Origin of the sequence: Micromonospora sp. NPDC051296 (genome assembly GCF_040682255.1) — a bacterium.
Lineage (GTDB): Bacteria > Actinomycetota > Actinomycetes > Mycobacteriales > Micromonosporaceae > Micromonospora > Micromonospora craterilacus.
On the sequence record NZ_JBFBAO010000188.1, the window covers coordinates 1 to 13,217 of the forward strand.

The 13,217-nt window shown below is 69.4% G+C and carries 16 protein-coding genes and 1 pseudogene; 5 read left to right on the forward strand and 12 right to left on the reverse strand.

Annotated elements, in window-relative coordinates; all coding sequences use genetic code 11:
- The 3 genes from AB0M52_RS19885 to AB0M52_RS19895 form a co-directional block, all read right to left on the reverse strand.
- The coding region (locus AB0M52_RS19885; protein ID WP_363955559.1) for a hypothetical protein at positions 1-263 on the reverse strand (263 nt) is incomplete at its 3' end.
- Between the two features lie 116 nt (positions 264-379).
- The gene (locus AB0M52_RS19890) at positions 380-1,717 is read right to left on the reverse strand and encodes an amidohydrolase family protein (protein WP_363955562.1); all 1,338 of its coding nucleotides are present in this window, start codon (positions 1,715-1,717) and stop codon (positions 380-382) included.
- Between the two features lie 25 nt (positions 1,718-1,742).
- A complete protein-coding gene (locus tag AB0M52_RS19895) occupies positions 1,743-2,471 on the reverse strand; it encodes an Atu4866 domain-containing protein (protein ID WP_363955564.1) in 729 nt (242 codons plus the stop codon).
- A 128-nt stretch (positions 2,472-2,599) separates the two neighbouring features.
- Between AB0M52_RS19895 and AB0M52_RS19900 the strand changes: the two genes are divergently transcribed.
- Positions 2,600-3,427 (forward strand): helix-turn-helix transcriptional regulator, encoded by an 828-nt coding sequence (locus tag AB0M52_RS19900; RefSeq protein ID WP_363955566.1) that lies wholly within the window; start codon positions 2,600-2,602, stop codon positions 3,425-3,427.
- Positions 3,428-3,448: 21 nt separating this feature from the next.
- On the opposite strand, the gene AB0M52_RS19905 is transcribed toward AB0M52_RS19900, so the two are convergent.
- From AB0M52_RS19905 to AB0M52_RS19935, 7 genes are all read right to left on the reverse strand, one after another.
- Positions 3,449-3,985, reverse strand: a complete 537-nt coding sequence (locus AB0M52_RS19905; RefSeq protein WP_363955568.1) for a nuclear transport factor 2 family protein — start codon at positions 3,983-3,985, stop codon at positions 3,449-3,451.
- Entirely contained in the window at positions 3,982-4,440 is a 459-nt protein-coding gene (locus AB0M52_RS19910) for an Atu4866 domain-containing protein (protein WP_363955571.1), read from the reverse strand. Before AB0M52_RS19910 ends, AB0M52_RS19905 begins: the two co-directional genes overlap by 4 nt.
- 161 nt (positions 4,441-4,601) lie before the next feature.
- On the reverse strand, positions 4,602-5,336 hold the full coding sequence (locus AB0M52_RS19915) for a Clp protease N-terminal domain-containing protein (RefSeq protein ID WP_363955574.1): 735 nt from the start codon (positions 5,334-5,336) through the stop codon (positions 4,602-4,604).
- Positions 5,263-5,583 carry a DUF3375 family protein gene (locus AB0M52_RS19920; RefSeq protein ID WP_363955577.1) on the reverse strand — a complete coding sequence of 107 codons (321 nt, stop codon included), beginning with the start codon at positions 5,581-5,583 and terminating at the stop codon, positions 5,263-5,265. The genes AB0M52_RS19915 and AB0M52_RS19920 overlap by 74 nt, the downstream gene beginning before the upstream one ends.
- Positions 5,541-6,116 (reverse strand): nucleotidyltransferase family protein, encoded by a 576-nt coding sequence (locus AB0M52_RS19925; RefSeq protein WP_363955599.1) that lies wholly within the window; start codon positions 6,114-6,116, stop codon positions 5,541-5,543. Before AB0M52_RS19925 ends, AB0M52_RS19920 begins: the two co-directional genes overlap by 43 nt.
- 112 nt (positions 6,117-6,228) lie before the next feature.
- Positions 6,229-7,197 (reverse strand): alpha/beta hydrolase, encoded by a 969-nt coding sequence (locus AB0M52_RS19930; protein ID WP_363955579.1) that lies wholly within the window; start codon positions 7,195-7,197, stop codon positions 6,229-6,231.
- 52 nt (positions 7,198-7,249) lie between these two features.
- Positions 7,250-7,555: an antibiotic biosynthesis monooxygenase gene (locus AB0M52_RS19935; RefSeq protein WP_363955582.1), complete on the reverse strand. Its 306-nt coding sequence runs from the start codon at positions 7,553-7,555 to the stop codon at positions 7,250-7,252.
- Positions 7,556-7,732: 177 nt separating this feature from the next.
- Here AB0M52_RS19935 and AB0M52_RS19940 point away from each other — a divergent pair, with 177 nt between their 5' ends.
- Positions 7,733-8,617 (forward strand): AraC family transcriptional regulator, encoded by an 885-nt coding sequence (locus AB0M52_RS19940; protein WP_363955585.1) that lies wholly within the window; start codon positions 7,733-7,735, stop codon positions 8,615-8,617.
- Between the two features lie 45 nt (positions 8,618-8,662).
- On the opposite strand, the gene AB0M52_RS19945 is transcribed toward AB0M52_RS19940, so the two are convergent.
- Positions 8,663-9,703, reverse strand: coding sequence for an MBL fold metallo-hydrolase (locus tag AB0M52_RS19945; protein ID WP_363955588.1), 1,041 nt, complete (start codon positions 9,701-9,703; stop codon positions 8,663-8,665).
- A gap of 71 nt (positions 9,704-9,774) precedes the next feature.
- A complete protein-coding gene (locus AB0M52_RS19950) occupies positions 9,775-10,533 on the reverse strand; it encodes an SDR family oxidoreductase (RefSeq protein WP_363955590.1) in 759 nt (252 codons plus the stop codon).
- A 571-nt stretch (positions 10,534-11,104) separates the two neighbouring features.
- On the opposite strand from AB0M52_RS19950, the gene AB0M52_RS19955 reads away from it, so the two are divergent.
- From AB0M52_RS19955 to AB0M52_RS19965, 3 genes and pseudogenes are all read left to right on the forward strand, one after another.
- Positions 11,105-11,644 carry a 2Fe-2S iron-sulfur cluster-binding protein gene (locus AB0M52_RS19955; protein ID WP_363955593.1) on the forward strand — a complete coding sequence of 180 codons (540 nt, stop codon included), beginning with the start codon at positions 11,105-11,107 and terminating at the stop codon, positions 11,642-11,644.
- Positions 11,641-12,645, forward strand: a complete 1,005-nt coding sequence (locus AB0M52_RS19960; protein WP_363955596.1) for a xanthine dehydrogenase family protein subunit M — start codon at positions 11,641-11,643, stop codon at positions 12,643-12,645. The genes AB0M52_RS19955 and AB0M52_RS19960 overlap by 4 nt, the downstream gene beginning before the upstream one ends.
- Positions 12,642-13,217: pseudogene (locus AB0M52_RS19965) on the forward strand (xanthine dehydrogenase family protein molybdopterin-binding subunit); the annotation flags it as partial. The gene AB0M52_RS19960 and the pseudogene AB0M52_RS19965, both read left to right, overlap by 4 nt.

The window sequence follows — 13,217 nt, forward strand, 5'->3', positions numbered from 1 at the left end:
GGGAACCAGGCCCGCCTTAGCACCCGCTCCTCGACCCATTCCGGCGGAGCAAGATCCGCCTGCGCGAGCAGATACTCCGCAAGCGCCGCCAACAGCGCATCCCACCGCACATCCTCGGTCGACCCGGGCTCATCCGTCAGCAGCCCGACCCTGGTCTCGGCCGGCTCCCAGCGGTACTCCTCCAGGAACTCCCACACCAACTTCCAGCGGATCCGATCGCTGTCCGCAGAAGCGAGATGGCTGGCCAACACGACCAAGCTCATCGGTTCGTAGCCTGCACCCACAGCGCGAACCCTCGCCCTCTCGCCCACGGCGTCGCTGATGGCAGCCCATCGCCTCCCCGCTGGCGAGCCCCGCAACGCCCGTCGTACGACCGAGATCAATTCTTGGCGACGGCCCTGCGGATCGCGTCGCGGGATTCGGTCACCTGCCGGCGCAGCTCGTCCATGTCCACGCCGACGAGCTGCCCGTTCCGCTTGCGCACCTGGCCGGCCACCACGACGGTCTCGATGTTGCGGGCGTCGGCCCCGAGCACCAGCGTGCCGACCGCGTCGTTGAGCGGCATCGTGTTGATGTCGTCGGCGGCGACGACCAGCAGGTCCGCCTGCTTGCCGGCGGTGAGGGATCCGGTGACGTCACCGAGTCCATTGGTCCGGGCGCCCTGCGCCGTGGCGAAGTCCAGCACGTCGCGTGAGGTGATCCGGTCCGCCGTGGTGTCCGTGCCGTACCCGGCGTTCACCGCACGCATCCGCTGGATCGCGTGCAGGGTACGCATCTGCGTGAACATGTCGCTGGCCAGCGCCACCTCCACGTCGATGCTGAGTCCGGGCCGGATCCCGACGGCCAGCGCCTCGTCGATCGCGGGTACCGCCGTCTCCAGGCCGATCTGCGCCTCGGAGGTCGGTGCCAGCGACACGGTGACCCCCGCGTCGCCCATCGCCTGCCACGCCTGCGTGGTGAGGCCCGTGGCGTGGATCAGGGTCAGGTCCGGGCCGAGCAGCTCGTCGGCGGCCCAGCGCAGGATCGCCGCCGACGACGGCATACCGAACACCGCGTCCACGCTGACACCGAGGTCGAGATCGCGCGCGACGGCCGCCAGCTCCGGTCCGTAGGCCAGGGCCGGGCCGGCGATCTCGTCGGTGGCCAACGCCGCCAGGCGCAGGGTCACCAGCCCGCCGTTCGTCCCCTGGTACGCCCCGCACAACCGGGCCAGGTCGCCGGGCCACTGGCGGTCCCACTCACCGAAGTGCGGTCCCATCGACGCGTGTACGCCCCGGATGCCGGTGTCGACCAGCGCCCGGATCGCCGCGTCCGAGTGCGCTGCCGTACGGGAGTTGTGCGAGAAGTCGAGCATCGTGGTGATGCCGGCGTCGAGGGCGGTGAGCGCGGCGAGCCGGGTGCCGACGTACATGTCGTGCGGCGTGTACGCGGGCGCGATCCCGGCCAGCGTCGACATCACGTACGCCCCCAGGTCGGTCACGTCCGGGATGCTGCGGCGCATCTGCGCCTGCCAGGCGTGCCGATGCGTGTCGACGAATCCGGGGCTGACGATCCGGCCGGTCGTGTCGATCACGGTCGCGCCCGCCGCCTCCGGATGCGACCGCAGGTCCGGGCCGACCGCGGCGATCCGGTCCTCGCGGACCAGCACGTCACCCCGTTCCAGGTCGCCGATGGCCGGGTCCATGGTGACGACCGTGCCACCGCTGAACAACATCATCGGACGCTCCCTTCGTAGTCCGCGGTCACCGGCGACGCAGGACGTAGCCGGCGTGGTGCAGCACCCCGTCGACGAACCGGCCGTACGCCCAGAAACCCAGGTCGTCGCGGTAGACGATCCGGTCGCCGTCGATCCAGAACGCCCCCTGGTACGCGTGCCGCCGACCGCCCCGCGTCTCGTCGTACCGGCCGTCGGCGGTGAGTTCCTGGTGCAGGAAACCGGTCTCGTCGATCCACATGCCCAGATAGGGGCTCTCGACCGACCTCGGTCCCGGCTGGGGCTCGATCGGAGCGGGCGTGAGTCGGCGGCCGTTGACCAGCGCGATCTCGCCGTCGACGACGATCGCGGCGGCCTGCTCCGGACGCCAGACGATCATCTCCAGCACGGACCTGCCGGAGGTCGGGCCCGCGACCAGGGCGAAGGTGGCCGGGTTTCCGGGAGTGAGCGCGCCGACCCGGTCGGCCGGACGAATACGCAGGCCGGCGACGGCGACACCGTCGACTACCGCGGGCACGATGGCCAGACTGGTGCAGTCGATGACGATCGCGCCGTCGTCCTCGGCGGCGGTGTGCAGGCCGGTGCCGACCGCGACGATCTCGTTCGTGCCGATCAACAGGTCGGCGGCGGGGAAGTCACCGATCACCGGGTCGAGCGTGTGGATGGCGGCGTTGACGAACATCAGTGGCCGGTGCCGGTCGCCGGTGTTCCCGGCGATCTCCGCCAGTACCGCCTCGTCGAGCATCGGGCTGCTCATGGCGTACCTCCTAGGGTTGGGGTTCGTGCTCCCACCGTCACCGGCGGCGGAGTCGGCAGCCAGGCCGGACCGGACCAGGGTGTGACGCACCCTGCCTGGCCGGAGCCCGCACGGTTACCGTTGGTGGCATGCCGACGACCGCGCTCGGGGCGTTCCTCACCGCCCGACGCGCCCGGTTGACCCCGGGCGACGTAGGCCTCGTCTCCAGTGGCGCCCGGCGCGTCGCCGGGCTGCGGCGCGAAGAGGTCGCGGTGCTGGCCGGGGTGAGCGTCGACTACTACACCCGGCTCGAACAGGGCCGCGAGCGAAACCCGTCGTCGTCGGTGCTGGCCGCCGTGGCCCGGGCGCTCGACCTCGGGCCGGACGCCCACGACCACCTCTTCCGGCTGGCCGGGCTCTCGCCCGGCAGCGCGCCGACCCCCGCCCGACCACAGGTCGGGCAGAGCCTGCGCGAACTGCTCGACGCCTGGCCGGACACCCCGGCCGTGGTCATCGACCGGCGACTCGACCTGCTGGCCGGCAACGCGCTGGCCGACGCGTTCTACGCGGACTTCACCGAAGCGGACAACCTCGTCCGGATGACCTTCCTCGACCCGGCCGGTACGACGTTCTTCGCCGACTGGCGTCGCGCCGCCGAGGCGTGCGTGGCGAACCTGCGCCTGGCCCTCGGCCATGACCCGCACGACCGGCGGGCGCGGGAACTGGTCGAGGAGATGGGCGCCGCGAGCGCGGAGTTCCGCAGGCTGTGGGGGCGGCACGACGTGCAGGGCAAGACGCACGAGGCGAAGACGTTCCGGCACGGCGCGGTGGGCGAACTGACGCTGTCATACCACGCGTTCGACGTACGGGACGCGCCCGGCCAGCAGTTGATCGTGTACCGGGCGGAGCCGCACAGCCGCAGCGCCGAGGCACTGCGGCTGCTGGGCACCCTGGCCGTCAGTCGCTGGCTGCGCTGACCCCGGGCTCGTACCGCCGATTCAGGTCAGCTCGACGCGCTCGATGAGTTCCCGCACCGCGATCATGTCCAGGAAGGCGTGGCAACGCACCACCTTGCCGCCTCGCATCTGCCAGATCCAGCAGTACTCGTTGTGGTAGTCGACGCCGTCGGTGGCCGTCGCGTCACCCTCGAACCGGATGATCACGGTGTCACCGTCGGTCCACATGTCCTTGATCGTCATCCTGAGGATCGACGCCAGCCGGTCCAGGATCGGTGCCGACCCCTCCGCCAGGAACTCGGCCTTGGAGGTGTAGGTGCGACCGTTGACGATCGTCCATCGAACGTCGTCGTGGAGGATCTCGTAGATGTCGCCACCCGCGTTCTGCCGCGCGAAGGCACGCAACACCGCCGCCCGGTTGCGGCCCTCCTCGCCCGGTTTCCCGGGGCCGCGCCCGCCGGCCCGCTCGGCAGGGGCCGCCGAGGCCGCGCCAGCCCCGGCCAGGGCCGTCAGTCCACCGGCGACTCCTGCGGTCAGCAGCACCCGCCGACTGTGCTGCGTGGCACTGTCCTTCATCATCGTTCCTCCGTAGCTTGCCGATGCGCTTCGCTGCCCTCGCGGTAGAAGACGTATCCCGCGTGGTACAGCACGTCCCCGTCGAAGGTGCCGTCCGCGCTGAATCCGGTGTCGTCGACGTACTCGATCCGGGTCCCGACGACCCGGAAGGAACCCGTGTAGGCGCTCTTCCGCTCGCCACGGGCCTCGTCGTACCGGCCGTTCGCCAGCAGCATCTGCCGGATGTGGCCGTCGGCCGTCACCCACATCCCGACGTACGGGTGCGGCGACACGTCACCGGCCCCCGCCGGTGGCGTGGCGGTCTGTGCGGCAGTCGCCGAAGGCGTGGACGCCGGACCGCCGTGCGGCGCCGCGTCGTCGGAAGCGGCACCACTGCTGCCTGCCTCGGCGGAACAACCCGCGAGCAACAGCACGCCGCACGCCGCGCTGAACAGAGCCCCTGGTCTCGAATTCGCCATGTCGACCACGGTAGGTATCCCGTCCGCCGACAGCCTGGTCCCAGTACTCCCAGGAAGAGACCACCCTGCGTGCTCACCGCACACCCTGGCCAGGCCAGTGCCGCCCAGTGGGTCTTCCCGAGCGGTGGTTCTATCCCACCGCGTTTCGGCGGTGGTCGCCGTCAACGACTCCGGCGGATCCGATCGTGCAGCGCGACGAACTCCTGGGCCAGGGTCACCGCGTCGACCTGGCTCGACCACTCACGGATCCGGTCGAGCCGTCGACGAAGGAGGTCCTTCTCCGCGCTGCGAGTCTCGGCGGCTGCGTCGAAGTCCTGAGCGTCGATGGCACGTGCCTTCTCCTGGCGGAGTCGGTCGATCCTCTCGCCGAGTTCGCGTATGTCGTCCGGCAAGCCGAAGGACGGTTCCCTGCGCCGTTCCCGCGATGGCGGGCACCCGCGCGAGTACGCGCTCAGGAATTCGTGGATCGCGGCACGGATCCGGTGCGGCGTGGCGTCCCATCGCGCCAGTGCCCGGCCGATGCCGGTGTCGTAGGCGAGACCGATGAGGAGGTGTTCCGTCGAAAGGAAACCTGCTCCCGCGACCGTGCTTTCGGTGTGCGCCATCCGCAGCGCCTGATCGAGCTGTGTGGTGGGAGAGGGTGCACGGCTGCTCGGACCCACCGCATGACCGAGTTCCTGGTCGAGTTTCGCGCGCAGGGTGTCGACCGGAACGCCCATCGTCACCAGCACGCGAAGACCGACGCTCTCGCCTTCAGTGAGGAGCGCGAACAGATAATGCTGCGGGGAGACGTGGGCGTGTCCGCGGGCTTGGGCGTCCTGCTCAGCGAGCGTGGTGACCGCACGAGCTCGATCGGTCCATCGGCGACGGTCGTCGGTGTGATGGGCGCCAAACATGGGCTCCTCGGCTCGGGACGCGATCCTCGTCCACCAGTATCACCCGCAGCAGCGCCGAAGTTCTCGCGCCAAGCGCGCGTTCCACAGCTGGGGTCGCGTCGAAGTGAACCTCGTCGGAGTCCGGCGGGTAGTACCTGCGTAACCAACCCGCGTCTACCCAGTCACCAAGGTAGGCACGGGCGCAGACAGCCGGTACGCGGCCATTCACCGTTCGTCGATGTCGTAACCGGCGGCCACGTCGCCGCATTCGACCCCGGTGACGTGGGCGGCGTGCCGGCGTAGGTATGCGCGGGCACCCTGGTCACCGCGCACGGTCGCGACGATCTCAGCCCAATGGTCACGGCCCAGCACCACCGGATGGCCCGGCTCGCCGTCGTAGTGGGCGCGAATCAGGCAGCCCGCGTGTGCCTGCGCCAGCAGTCGGGCCACCGCCGTCGCAGAGACTCCGGGCATGTCCACCAGATGCACGCACACGGCCGAGACCTCCGGTATGCGGGCGGCCGCGGTGATTCCGCGGCGCAACGATGAGGCCATGCCCTCGGCCCAGCCCGGATTGTCGACGACCTGAACACCTGCCAGGTCCACGGCGGCCCGGGCCTGCCGGGCTCCGGCACCGAGGACCGCGATGATCGGGTCGCAGTTGCCGTCCCGAAGCGTACGGAGTGCCTGCCCGAGAAACACCGGCGCCTTGGGGCCGCCGTAGCGGCGTCCTGCCCCGGCGGCCAGGACCAGCCCAGCGACGCGGGCCGCCGGAGCCTCAGCACTGGTCGGGACCCCCAGGGTGACCCCCCACTTCCCTGTCGTATCGGTGTGATCGCGGAGGGATGCGCGCCATCCTATGGGGTGCCCACGACCGGCGCGCGACCTGGTCGGCGCCGGCCGTGGGTTCGGCTCAGCCCTTGGGATCGGGGCTGGCGTTCAGGACTCGGGCGAGCCAGTCGGCTTGGGCGCGCCGTGCCGCGGCCGAGACACGGATGTGCGGGAACAGCGCCGAGAATCCGTGGAAGCCGCCGGCCCACAGGTGTAGCTCCGCCTGACCCCCGGCGGCCCAGATCCGGGTCGCGTAGGTGACGTCCTCGTCGCGGAAGACCTCGGCGGTCCCGGCGTCGATGTAGGTGGTGGGCAGACCGGACAGGTCCTCCGCCAGCGCGGGTGAGACGTACGGGGAGACGTTCTCGGCGGTTTGCTCCCCGAGGACGCTGCGCCAGCCGAATTCGTTCATCTCCCGGGTCCACACACCGTCAGGTCCGGCGTACTGCCGGCTGGAGGTGGTGTCGTTGCGGTGGTCGAGCATGGGGCACGACAGCAACTGGGCGGCGATGGCCGGTCCGCTGCGGTCGCGTGCCATGAGCGTGACCCCGGCGGCGAGGCCACCTCCGGCGCTGGCACCGGCCACGACGATGCGGGCGGGATCGATGCCGAGGCCGGCGGCGTTCTCGGCCACCCAGAGCAGGCCGTGGTAGCAGTCGTCGACCAGGGTGGTGCCGGTCGCTTCCGGGGCCAGCCGGTAGTCCACGGTGATCACGACGGCGCCGAACAGGTCGAGCCACTCCAGCGGGATGTCGATGTTCGAGAAGCGGTCGCCCCACATCATTCCGCCACCGTGGATCCAGTAGACGCAGGGCGCCCCGGCGGCCCGGTCGGTGGGGCTGAAGATGGACAGCGGGACCTGCGTTCCGTCACCGGCGTGGACGGCGACCTCGCGCCGTTCGACCGGGCGGCCGTGCAGGTGGGTCTCGATCGGCGGTTGCGGGAACTGCCGCAGCAGTCTGATCGTCTCGGGGCCCAGGGGCGGCATGGATGGCAGTTCGGCCAGAGGGACGAGCAGCTCGGGGTCGATGCCCGGTCGGGAGGAGTTCATGAGGGGTCCTTTCGGGGATTCGGGGTCGCGGTGTTCGGTGCGGTCATTGGTGTCAGAAGGTCGCCTTGCCGCCGACCGGCACCGCGTCGGCGTACGTCGACTCGCCGACCAGCAGCGGCTGAAGCTTCGCGACCAGGGCCTGGGCCTGCTCGCCAGCGAAGAACGCGCTGTGCGCCTCGACGCTGGTCCAGCCCTCGATGACGTGGACGACGTCGCGGTCGGAGGCCGAGCGGGACACCAGGAAGACGAGGCAGTCGTCATTCGGCAGGGACGGCGCGTCGAGCAGCAGCTCGATCAGCTCGTCAGCCTTGCCCGGCTGGGCGGTCATGGTGGCGTGGAACCCGTGACGGACAGTCATCGAAGCGTCTCCTCAATTGGCGAGTTGTGAATGGCTCGCGGGAACTTGACACTTCAATGGAAGCATTGCTACCAGTAGAAATGGTAGAAACATGCTCGCGGACGCTTGCCTGATCCTACTGTTGTAGCGAGTATCGGTGTGTGCTTCAATCGGGTCGTGGACCTTGACGAGCTGCGGGTGTTGCTGGCCCGCCACGCCCGGCCGGACATGAGCACCGCCATCGACGGGGTACTGATCTCGAGGGTCGAGCAGCAGACCCCGCCGACCACGTCGATGTCGGGCACCGTGCTGGCACTCATCGCCCAAGGCGCCAAACAGATGGCGCTGGGCGACCGCGTGTACGAGTACCGCGCCGGTCAGCATCTTGTCGCGTCGGTCGATCTGCCGGTGACCGGCCGCTTCACCCAGGCCAGCGCCGACTCGCCGGCACTGGGGTTCGGGCTGGTACTGCACCCGGCGACGGTCGCGGAGTTGCTGCTGCAGGCGGCGCCGGGCGATCTCCCGCCGATGGCCGGTGGGACGCCGTCGGGGATGGTGGTCAGCGACGCCCCCGACGAACTCGGCGATGCGGTGATCCGGTTGCTGCGGCTGCTGGACCGGCCCAGGGACATCACGGTGCTCGCGCCCCTGATCAAACGGGAGATCCTGTGGCTGCTGCTCACCGGGGAGCAGGGCGGCGCCGTCCGGCAGCTCGGTCTGGCCGACAGCAGCCTCAGTCACATCGCCCGGGCGGTGCGGTGGATCCGCGACCACTACGCGAAGTCGTTCCGGGTGGACGACCTGGCGCGCCTGTCCGGGATGAGCGTGTCGGCGTTCTATCGCAACTTCCAGACCGTGACGGCGATGAGCCCTATCCAGTTTCAGAAGCAGATCCGGTTGCAGGAGGCGCGGCTTCTGCTCGCCACGCACCCCAACGACATCACCGGGGTGGGCATCCGTGTCGGCTACGAGAGCGCGTCGCAGTTCAGCCGTGAGTATCGTCGCCAGTTCGGCGCTCCTCCCAGCCAGGACGCCGCCCGCCTGCGCGGCATTTCCCGCGCCGCGGTGCCGGCGGTCGTCTGACCGCCGGCGCTCGCTCGGCCGCCGCGGCTTTCCAGGGCGCCGGCGTCAGGACAGGACCTGCCACCAGGGATCGACCCCGGGTGGGGTGTCGGCGTCGACGCGTTCGCCGGGGCGGGGCACGGCGATGGTGACGTCCCGCGCCTTGGCTTCGGCCCACAGCCGCTCGACGGGCTCCACCCAGGGATGAGGCGCGAGGTGGAACGTGCCCCAGTGCACGGGGATCAGCAGGCTGCCACGCAGGCGGACGTGGGCCTCGACCGCCTGCTCGGGCAGCATGTGGATGTCCGGCCAGGCGTTGTCGTAGGCACCGATCTGCATCAGCGTCACGTCGAAGGGACCGTGACGCTCGCCGATGTCGGCGTAGCCGTCGAAAAAGCCGGAGTCGCCGGTGTAGAAGACGCGCCGATGCTTGCCGGCGATCACCCACGAACTCCACAGGGTCTCATTGCTGCCGACAAACGTGCGACCGGAGAAGTGGCGTGACTCGGTGGCGGTGAGTGTGAGCCCGCCGACCTCGGCGCTCTCGTCCCAGTCGAGCTCGACGATGCGGGCCCCGGACACGCCCCAGCGTTCCAGGTGGGCCCCGACGCCCAGGGGGACCACGAACATCGCGTCCTGGGTGCGGTTGAGCGCCCGGATCGTCGGCATGTCGAGGTGGTCGTAGTGGTCGTGCGAGATGACGATCGCGTCCAGCCGAGGCATGTCGGCCAGCGCCACCGGCATCGGGTGCAGCCGCTTCGGACCGACGCCCGGGACCGGCGATCCCCGGTCGCTCCACAGCGGGTCGAGCAGTACCCGACGACCTTCGATCTCGATCAGGACGGTGGCGTGGCCGTACCACGTCAGGTGCAACCCATCGGAGGCGGGACCCGTCGGTGGCCGGTCCACGGGGATCGCACCGGACAGGTGACGCTGGCGGCGATGGGTGAGGAAGCCGCGCAGCGCACTGATGGCCTCGCGTGGCAGCAAGGTACGGGTGGGTGTGTTGTTACGGAAAGCGCCGTCGCGAAAGTGTGGCGACTGGTGCAGCCTCAGGGCCCGCGGGCCGGTCGGGCGGCCACCCTGCGTAGCGAAAAGCTCAAGCATTGGTAGATCCCTCTCTCCTCGAGTGATGTTCGTGGCAATGGCCGTCAGCCGAACTTGCCGCGACGGCATGATCAGAGGTTGAAACCACCGGAGACCTCGATGTTCTGGGCGGTGATCCAGCGGCTCTCCTGCGACAGCAGCGCCGCGATGAGCATCCCGACGTCGTCGGGCTCCCCGATCCGGCCCAGCGCGGTCTTCGCGGCCATCGCGGGCACGGCATCGGGAAACCGCTCGAAGGCGTCATCCGAGATCCGGGTACGGGTCGATCCTGGCGACACCGCGTTGACCCGGATGCCCCGTCCGCTCAACTCCTTGGCCAGATAGCGGGTCAGCACGATCAGGGCGCCCTTTGCCGAGGCGTAGGCGGAGTAGCCGGGTTCCACGCTGGATGTCAGTGCCGAGTTGCTGGCCACGTTGACGATGGCACCGCCATCGGCCAGCAGCGGCAGCAGCGTCTGGGTCAGGAAGTACGGCCCCTTGAACAGGACCCGCACGAACCTGTCGAACAATTCCTCCGACGTGTCCTCGAACATCGACATCTGCCCGAACCCGGCATTGTTGACCAGGTAGTCGAACGTCTGTCGCTGCCACCGCTCACGCAGCTCCGCGGCCACCGACTGCCGGAACTCGGGGAAGGTGTCGCTGCTGCCGACATCCAACCGCAGCGCGACGGCCGAACCGCCCTCCTTCTCGATACGTTCCGCCGTCTCCTCGGCACCAGCGGGATTGCCGTGGTAGGTCAGGATCACCCCCACTTCACGCCGGGCGATCTGAACGGCCGCACTCTGCCCGATACCGGAACTCGCCCCGGTGACCACTGCAATCTTCATGGTTCTGCCTACCTGTTCTCTCGCCGGAAGTGATGCGCTGTCGACGAAACCAGGAAAGCATCGCGGGGAGGGGGAATGATATAGGAATCCTCTTGTGCTCTTGCCTGTTCCTACTCGGCCTGGGAAGTCCTGCGACCGGGCGAGCCAAGCAGGGTCGGTCGGGTCGTCAGTCGGTTCCGCGTGCGGCCAGGCGGACTGGCCCGCGACACCCGGCGGGCGGGCAGCGCGGCGCGAGCGGCGAAGAACGGCGCAGGATCAGGCAGAAGTTCAAGACTTCTAGGCAAGATTGATTCGGTGAGCTGGCGTAGTGTTACGTCGCTTGTCAAATAACTCATTGCCGACTCCCGCCGCCCGCAACCGCCTCGGTCGGTGCGACCGATCCGTAAAGGGTGTACCGAACTGCGGTGTGAAACTTCTCGCTAAGTAATCGTGCTCGCCGGCCGTCGTCATCGCAGTCAGATGACTCATGTGGTGCCGGCCATTGCGGCAGATGATAGTAAGCGAAACCGGCGAGCTTCAGATCTGAAGGTTCGCCTTCCTGTGGCTTCGAGCAACTGGTGAGAGGAACGCGATGACCGATGACACGCGTAGTGATATCGCACTACGAGTCAACGACGAGACTCACCGATTGACGGTGGACAACCGCAGAACACTCCTCGACACGCTGCGCGACGACCTGAACCTGACCGGTACGAAGAAGGGCTGTGACCATGGCCAGTGCGGCGCGTGTACCGTCCTGGTCACCGGGCAGCGAGTGGTCTCCTGCCTAACCCTCGCTGTCGCCGCCGACGGCGCTGCCGTCACGACCATCGAGGGCCTGGCCGGCGGCGGCGATCTGCGCCCGATCCAGGAGGCCTTCATCCGCCTGGACGGATTCCAGTGCGGGTTCTGCACGCCAGGACAGATCTGCTCCGCGGTCGGGATGCTCGCCGAACATGCGGCGGGCTGGCCCAGCGCGGTCACCCGAGACGGCTCACCGCAGCGGGCGCAGGAACTGACCGAGGAAGAGATACGCGAGCGGATGAGCGGCAACCTGTGCCGCTGCAGCGCGTACCCGTCGATCGTGCGTGCGATCCTCGATGCCTCCGCCCGCGAGGCGGTGGCCGGATGAGAGCGTTCGCCTATCAACGGACAACGCAGATCCGCGATGCCCTGAACCTGATCGCCCAGCACGACGGGGCGCGGTTCCTCGCGGGCGGCACCAACCTCGTCGACCTCATGAAAGCCGGAGTCGAGTCACCCACCCGGCTGGTGGACATCCGAAGCCTCGCGCTCGGCGAGATCGGCGAAACGCCGCACGGCGGCCTGGTGCTCGGGGCGACGGCCACCAACAGCGCCGTCGCCGCCGACGCGCAGGTGCGACTCCGATACCCCGCATTGAGCCAGGCGATCCTGGCAGGAGCCTCGGGCCAACTGCGCAACATGGCAACCGTCGGAGGAAACCTCCTGCAACGCACCCGCTGCGCCTACTTCGCCGATCCGACGGAGGCATGCAACAAACGGGCTCCCGGCAGTGGCTGCTCCGCAATCAACGGGGCGCACCACAACCACGCGATCCTCGACTGGACGTCGCACTGCGTGGCTACCCACCCCTCGGACATGGCGGTGCCGCTGACCGCCTTCGACGCGGTCGTACGATTCGAGACCCTGGACGGCACCGGGGAGGTCCCGCTGTCGGAGTTCTATCTCCCCGTGGGTGACCGTCCGGACCGGGAGACGGCGCTGCCCGACGGGGCCCTGATCACGGCAGTGGTGATACCGGCGGCCGCGGTCGCCGGAAGGTCGCGCTATCGCAAGGTCCGTGAGCGCGCGTCGTACGCGTTCGCCACGGTGTCCGTGGCCGCGGCGCTCGACGTCCAGGACGGCCTGGTGCAGGACGTGCGGCTCGCTCTCGGCGGCGTGGCGTCCCGGCCGTGGCGGGCGCGACTGGCCGAGTCCGCGCTGCGCGGTGGTCCGGCCACAGCCGAACGGATCAGCGCAGCCGCCGAACTCGAGATCGCCGCCGCCGAACCGCTGCGCGACAACGCGTACAAGGTCACCCTCGCCCGCAACCTGATCGAAGCGGTGCTGGCCGAACTCGCCGCGGACCCCGGAGAGGAGAGCAACGGATGAGCCCCGACCGGATCACCGCTGCCGTGGGCGAATCACGACCCCGGGTCGAAGGCCGCCTCAAGGTCACCGGCTCCGCCCACTACGTCGCGGACCTGCCGATGCCGAACCTCGCGCACGGCTGGATGGTCACGGCGACAGTGTCACACGGCCGGATCCGGGACATCGACGCCACGGATGCTCTCGCCATGCCGGGAGTCCTGGGAGTGCTGGACCACCGCAACGCGCGACGCCTCAACCCCGACGTCGCCCACCACTTCGGCCCCGACCGCAGCCTTCCGATGCTGCAGGACGAGGTCATCGAATACGCCGGCCGCCCCATCGCGCTCGTGGTGGCGGAGACACCCGAGCAAGCACGTGCCGCAGCGGCCGCCCTGCGGGTGACCTACGACGCGGAGCCGCACGACATCGGGTTCTCCATGAACCACCCCGCCGCCCGCCCCGCGTCCACCCTGTTCGGCCCGGAGGCCGACACCGGTGACCTGGAAGCCGAGCTCGCGGCCTCCGCGGTGGTGGTGGACGAGATCTACCACACCCCAGAGGAGAGCCACAGCGCCATGGAGCCGCATGTCGCG

Coding starts and splice junctions, on each gene's coding strand:
- AB0M52_RS19890 (WP_363955562.1), bottom strand. CDS start 1,717: ATGATGTTGTTCAGCGGTGGCACGGTCGTCACCATGGACCCGGCCATC.
- AB0M52_RS19895 (WP_363955564.1), bottom strand. CDS start 2,471: ATGAGCAGCCCGATGCTCGACGAGGCGGTACTGGCGGAGATCGCCGGG.
- AB0M52_RS19900 (WP_363955566.1), top strand. CDS start 2,600: ATGCCGACGACCGCGCTCGGGGCGTTCCTCACCGCCCGACGCGCCCGG.
- AB0M52_RS19905 (WP_363955568.1), bottom strand. CDS start 3,985: ATGATGAAGGACAGTGCCACGCAGCACAGTCGGCGGGTGCTGCTGACC.
- AB0M52_RS19910 (WP_363955571.1), bottom strand. CDS start 4,440: ATGGCGAATTCGAGACCAGGGGCTCTGTTCAGCGCGGCGTGCGGCGTG.
- AB0M52_RS19915 (WP_363955574.1), bottom strand. CDS start 5,336: ATGTTTGGCGCCCATCACACCGACGACCGTCGCCGATGGACCGATCGA.
- AB0M52_RS19920 (WP_363955577.1), bottom strand. CDS start 5,583: ATGCGGCGACGTGGCCGCCGGTTACGACATCGACGAACGGTGAATGGC.
- AB0M52_RS19930 (WP_363955579.1), bottom strand. CDS start 7,197: ATGAACTCCTCCCGACCGGGCATCGACCCCGAGCTGCTCGTCCCTCTG.
- AB0M52_RS19935 (WP_363955582.1), bottom strand. CDS start 7,555: ATGACTGTCCGTCACGGGTTCCACGCCACCATGACCGCCCAGCCGGGC.
- AB0M52_RS19945 (WP_363955588.1), bottom strand. CDS start 9,703: ATGCTTGAGCTTTTCGCTACGCAGGGTGGCCGCCCGACCGGCCCGCGG.
- AB0M52_RS19950 (WP_363955590.1), bottom strand. CDS start 10,533: ATGAAGATTGCAGTGGTCACCGGGGCGAGTTCCGGTATCGGGCAGAGT.
- AB0M52_RS19955 (WP_363955593.1), top strand. CDS start 11,105: ATGACCGATGACACGCGTAGTGATATCGCACTACGAGTCAACGACGAG.
- AB0M52_RS19960 (WP_363955596.1), top strand. CDS start 11,641: ATGAGAGCGTTCGCCTATCAACGGACAACGCAGATCCGCGATGCCCTG.